This window comes from Pacificibacter marinus, assembly GCF_018860665.1.
Lineage (GTDB): Bacteria > Pseudomonadota > Alphaproteobacteria > Rhodobacterales > Rhodobacteraceae > Celeribacter > Celeribacter marinus_A.
The window spans coordinates 1-6,053 of the sequence record NZ_JAHKPK010000049.1; the positions used below are offsets into that span (position 1 = coordinate 1).

At 46.0% G+C, this 6,053-nt stretch carries 6 protein-coding genes; all 6 read left to right on the forward strand.

What is annotated here, in order from left to right:
- Positions 1-1,014: type IV secretory system conjugative DNA transfer family protein (locus KO497_RS13110; RefSeq protein WP_215944417.1), on the forward strand; the 1,014-nt coding region annotated here is incomplete at its 5' end.
- Positions 1,011-1,538 carry a conjugative transfer signal peptidase TraF gene (gene traF, locus KO497_RS13115; protein WP_012774825.1) on the forward strand — a complete coding sequence of 176 codons (528 nt, stop codon included), beginning with the start codon at positions 1,011-1,013 and terminating at the stop codon, positions 1,536-1,538. The genes KO497_RS13110 and traF, both read left to right, overlap by 4 nt.
- A 9-nt stretch (positions 1,539-1,547) precedes the next feature.
- Entirely contained in the window at positions 1,548-3,608 is a 2,061-nt protein-coding gene (locus KO497_RS13120; protein ID WP_012774824.1) for a DNA topoisomerase III, read from the forward strand.
- Positions 3,609-3,613: 5 nt separating this feature from the next.
- Entirely contained in the window at positions 3,614-3,826 is a 213-nt protein-coding gene (locus KO497_RS13125; RefSeq protein WP_012774823.1) for a hypothetical protein, read from the forward strand.
- Positions 3,827-3,829: 3 nt separating this feature from the next.
- Positions 3,830-5,629 carry a zincin-like metallopeptidase domain-containing protein gene (locus KO497_RS13130; RefSeq protein WP_252729664.1) on the forward strand — a complete coding sequence of 600 codons (1,800 nt, stop codon included), beginning with the start codon at positions 3,830-3,832 and terminating at the stop codon, positions 5,627-5,629.
- A 149-nt stretch (positions 5,630-5,778) separates the two neighbouring features.
- Positions 5,779-6,053: hypothetical protein (locus KO497_RS19175; protein WP_252729665.1), on the forward strand; the 275-nt coding region annotated here is incomplete at its 3' end.

Consider the following 6,053-nt stretch of genomic DNA (forward strand, 5'->3'; position numbering starts at 1 on the left):
GGACAGGCGAAGTCTTGGTGCTGCGCGGTCCCAATGGCTGATGCAATGCTTGCTGACCCTGAGCGCGACACAGGCGAACTTTGGATGGAAATGGCTACCTATGGTCATGTGGACGGTCAAAACCACCCTGCGGTTGGTTCTGCTGCGCGTGACATGATGGATAGACCAGAGGAAGAAGGTGGCTCTGTTCTATCGACCGCAAAATCATATCTAGCTCTTTACCGCGATCCAGTGGTAGCTCGAAACGTGAGTGAGTCTGAGTTCAAGATTAGAGATCTGATGAACCATGATAACCCTGTCAGCCTTTACATTGTTACGCAACCAAATGATAAAGCCCGTTTGCGCCCATTGGTCCGAATATTGGTAAACATGATCATTCGCCTGTTGGCTGATGAAATGACGTTTGAGAAAGGCCGACCTGTAGCCCATTACAAACACAGACTGTTGGCGATGCTGGACGAGTTCCCAAGTTTAGGGAAGCTAGAAATATTGCAAGAATCACTAGCTTTCGTTGCGGGCTATGGGATTAAGTGTTACTTGATTTGCCAGGACTTAAACCAACTTAAAAGCCGTGAAACAGGTTATGGCCCTGATGAAACCATCACATCTAACTGTCACGTTCAGAACGCATACCCGCCAAACCGAATCGAAACCGCCGAACACTTGTCTCGATTAACGGGCCAAACAACTGTAGTAAAAGAGCAGATTACAACCAGTGGGCGCCGTACTTCTGCGCTACTAGGGCAAGTATCTCGAACTATTCAAGAAGTACAACGACCGTTGTTAACGCCAGACGAATGTTTGCGTATGCCTGGGCCAGTTAAAAACGCCAAGGGTGATATTGATACCGCGGGCGATATGGTTGTGTATGTCGCGGGTTATCCCGCGGTTTATGGCAAACAACCTCTTTACTTCAAAGACCCTATTTTTCTTGCTCGCGCCCAAATTGAAGCGCCTAAAGTTTGCGATAAGTTACGAGTCGTCGAGCAAGTAGAGGAAGGGATTCAAATATGATGAAGCGAATTTATTCAGGTGTCGCAATTGTTGGCGCGTCTCTTATGGTGCTCGGAGCAACCTGTTATTTCTCTGGTGCTCGAATCAACACAACAAAAAGCATTCCTGTCGGCCTGTATTGGACCACTGACGCACCAATAGAAAAAGGGGCTTATGTTCTTTTTTGCCCGCCTGAAATTGGTGTGTTTGCTACTGCAAAAGAACGTGGTTACATCGCCGCCGGATTCTGTCCAGGTGACTATGGCTACATGATGAAGCGAATTTTAGCGGCTAAAGGTGACACCGTAAAAATCACTGATGAAGGGGTTTTAGTTGAAGGTAGCTTGCTGAAACACAGCAAGTTAAAAACTACGGACCCAGCAGGGAGAGAATTGCCTCGATACCAAACAAGTCAGTACACGCTTGGTAACTCTGAATTACTGCTTATGTCGGATGTTAGCGGAACCTCATTTGATGCCCGTTATTTTGGGCCTGTTAATCGTTCTCAAGTGAAAGCGGTTATTCGTCCAGTATTCACTTGGTAAGGAAAAGGTATGAGATTATTTATCGCAGAAAAACCCTCAGTAGCAAAAGCCATTGCCGCAGAGCTAGGAGTAACAGGTAAGGGTGACGGTTTTATTGAATGTGGCAAGGATAGAGTTACCTGGTGTTTTGGTCACATGCTGGAGCAAGCTGGGCCGGATGAATATACACCGGACGATGTACCTACGAATGACAAAGGCCGAAAATTATGGCGTGTTGAAGAACTCCCAATTATTCCTCAACAATGGATTTTAAGACCCAAAGACGACGCCAAAAAACAGGTGAAAACTATCGGCAAGTTGATCAAGTCTGCCACTCAAATTGTGAATGCTGGGGACCCTGACCGTGAAGGGCAATTGCTTGTTGATGAATTGCTAGTGCATTTCAATAGTACACAGCCAGTTCTTCGCTATTGGGCTAACGCTATTGACTCCGTATCTGTTAAACGTGCGTTAACCAACATGAAAGATAACCGCGAATTTCACGGCTTCGCCCATGCTGCGGAAGGGCGAGGTAAAGCTGATTGGTTGATAGGTATGAATCTATCCAGGGCGTACACTTTGAGAGCACAAAGAGGCGGCTCAAGAGCTTTATTGACAGTAGGCCGCGTACAAACACCTTCCCTTGCTCTAGTAGTGAATAGGGACCGTGAAATCGAATCTTTCAAGTCTATACCGTTCCATACTATTCGAGCTGAAATTAAACATGAGTCCGGCAGTTTTTGGGCGGGTTGGAAAGCGAAAGAAGATCAGGAAGGGCTAGACGAGGAAGGCCGTCTAATCGACACACAGATTGCTGATAAGCTAGTTGAGTCCCTGAGCGGTAAACCTGGAACAATCACAGATTATATCCAACAAGCCAAGAAGCAAAATCACCCGCTTACTTTTAGCTTGTCTGATATGACCGCCTTGGCATCAAGAAAATTTGGGTTCAGTGCTCAAGATGTACTAGATACGTGTCAATCATTGTACGAAACACACAAGTTAACTACTTACCCAAGAACTGACTGTGCGTATTTGCCAGAATCTCAGTTTGAAGATGCGCCCGCGGTTCTAGCAGCAGTGAAAGCGGTAAACCCTCATTTATCTTCCATCATAGACCGAGCAGATACGGGAATAAAATCCCGCACTTGGAATGATGCGAAAGTCTCGGCACACCACGGCATCATTCCCACGATGCACAAAGGAAATTTGAACAAACTTAATGACAAAGAAAGAGCTATCTATGACCTGGTTGTAAGAGCCTACCTTGCGCAGTTTTATCCAGTGCATGAGTTCCTAAGTACAACCATCACTGTTGACGTTCAAGGGGAAACGTTTGGGGCTAAAGGGAAGGTTGTCACGTTTGGTGGTTGGCATGATGTGTATTTGGACGAGTCCGAAGAAGACGAAGGCGATCAAGATGGTGATGAACAATCATTACCAAGAATGACAAAAGGCGATGCTATTGATTGTGGACAATCAGTCAGACGAGACGCCAAGACGAAGCCGCCAGCAAGGTTTACAGAAGGTACGTTAATCACTGCGATGGTAAATATCCATCGGTTTGTGACGGACCCTCAACATAAAAAAATGCTACGTGAAGGGGATGGTATTGGGACAGAGGCTACACGAGCTTCGATCATTGCTGAACTGAAACGCCGTAATTACTTGGAAACGCAGGGTAAGCGAATTGTGAGTACCACTTTAGGTCGAAGCATGATTGATGCGTTGCCAGAAGTGGTAAAAAGTCCGGTTCTAACAGCTCTTTATGAGCGTATGTTGCAAAGTGTTGAATCCGGAAAAACAGAACTGAGTGCCTTTATTACCAAACAAGAGGCGTTTATCAAAGACCAGGTTGCAAAGGCCAATAATGGAGCTGTAGCAATCGCTGGAGGTAAAGAAGCGGCTGTAATCTCGGATGTATTCAAATGTATGTCATGTGGAGCAGGATTATCGCGCCGTCCTTCACCAAGGAAGAAAGGGCAGTATTGGTGGTCCTGTTCAAACTTCCCTACTTGTAAGCAATCTTATCCAGATATGAAAGGGCGCCCTAATTATAGCAAGGGCCGTAACAATACTGACAAGGAGTAACCCCAATGACGAATACAACTAATCAACCTGCCGCAGATGCAGCCCTACAAGAAAAGTTAGAAGACGCAATGATACCTGGCTATCAAGTGGAGTTTGACCCACTTGAAGCTGAAAAAGCTGGGGCGTTTTTTGAAGATGCTCTATCAGAACAAGACGCCGAAGAAAGTACGGCTGACCTGCTGGATCTCGTTGCCCCTGATGATACTAAGGAGGGTTAACCAATGGCTGAAAAGAAACCCCCATTTCATGAAACGGTTGCTAATAATCTAATAGAAAAACTAAAAGCCGGCACTGCACCCTGGCAAAAACCTTGGGACCCTGGGGCGCCAGGGTTCATGCCAACAAACCCGCTTACAGGCAACCGTTACAAGGGCATTAACGCGATTCACCTAATGTCTCAGGGACGAAGTGATAACCGTTGGATGACGTACAAGCAAGCTAAAGAACTCGGTGCTCAAGTTCGCGGTAAAGAAAAAGGGACAGGGGTCCAATACTGGAAGTTTACAGAAGAACGGACCAAGCTCGATGATAACGGAAAGCCTGTCATTGATGAAAAAGGAAAACCAGTAAAGGAAACCATCAAGCTAGAACGCCCGCGGGTGTTCTTTGCTACGGTATTCAATGGCGAACAGATAGACGGATTGCCTCCTTTAGAGCGTAAAGAGCAAACTTGGGATGCTTCTGAGCGAGCTGAAAAGATACTCAATGCGTCTGGTGCTGATATTCGTCACGGTGGTGATAGAGCTTTTTACCGTCCGTATTCTGACCATATTCAATTACCCGATAAAGGACAATTCCCGACCTCTGACAATTATTATGCTACAGCGTTACATGAACTCGGTCATTGGACTGGTCATAGTTCGCGTCTGGACCGAGATTTATCAAATCCATTCGGTTCAGAAGGGTACGCCAAGGAAGAATTGCGCGCTGAAATAAGTAGCATGATCTTAGGTGATGAATTGGGTATCGGTCATGACCCTGAACAACATGCCGCTTATGTCGGCTCTTGGATTAAAGCACTTCAAGAGGACCCTTTAGAAATATTCCGTGCCTCTGCCGATGCTGAAAAAATATGCGGGTATGTGATGGACCTGGAACAGAAACAGGTGATTGAGCAAACCCAAATCCAGAAACAAACCTCTGAGTTAAAACCTAGCGAGGACAATAAAGATCAGGATTTAGATATGCAGCTACCAATTCAAACACAGCCAATACGTGATCAGGTGTTATCAACGCTTTCACAGGAAGATTTACGCGCCCTAACTCTAGTTGCGGAAGAACGAAAGCGTTTAGCTTCTGGTGAGTCAGAACCTCAATCTTTCGAAGAAGTGGCAAAGGAGAATCTTGGATTTTTACTACCTGCTGATTGGTCTGGTGATATTCAGTTACAAGGTAACGTTATATACACCGATGAAAACGGCGAAAAGTTTGTAGAACCTGCTGAGGGAGTTACGCCTGAATTTTGGGGTGTGTATGCGCAGCATGAAAAGGGAATGCATCAATGGGTCGCTGATCTCGATACTCAACATCAAGCCGAAGAACTTGCGAATTTGCTTAGTGTGGTAGATGCCCTGTCAGAACCCAATGAGCATGAACAAGCCGCTAAATTTGCTCGTATAAATGAAATTCGTGTTCGTTTAAACCCTAACAGCTCGGATGATGATATTTTAGCCGCTAAAGAAACCCGTAAATCAGCAGAAATGGCCGCAACGCTCAACGATGGTGATTTACAACAGCGTATTGCTGAATTTGAGCAACAGGAACGGAAGCCCCAGCAGCAACCAGACTCAGTTCCCACTCAAGCCGAGGGAGAAAAAACGTATATCAACGTTCCGTTTAAAGAGAAGAACGAAGCTAAAGGACTTGGTGCAAAATGGGATGGTGAACAGCGCTCCTGGTATGTTCCTCCTGGCGTTGATGTTAACCAGTTTTCCAAATGGGCCACGGAGGGCAATGATAATCAGGAATCGGTACAAGCTAATCCCAATCTAAACAGGTCGAGCAATCCCGCCAATATCTAGCTGTTCCTTACGGGGAAAGAGCAGCAGCAAAAGCCGCGGGTGCTGCTTGGGATGCAGGCGCTAAATCTTGGTATGTAGGTCCTAATGGTGATAAGGAACGTTTGAGCCGTTGGTCGCCTGATAGGGTCCAAACCCAACAAGATCCAGCGATGACGCCTAAAGAGGAATTTGCAGAAGCTTTGCGGTCTGTAGGTTGTGAAGTGGATGGAGAGCATCCCATTATGGACGGCAAAAAGCACCGTATACGTACCACTGGTGATAAAAATAGTTTGAGCCATAGTGCTGGTTCAGGTTTCTATGTCGGTCATCTTGACGGCCACCCCGCAGGTTATATCAGGAATAATCGAACGGGCATTGATATTAAATGGAAATCAAAAGGCTATGCCTTATCTCCAGAAGAAAAGGCAAAGTTACAAGCCGAGGC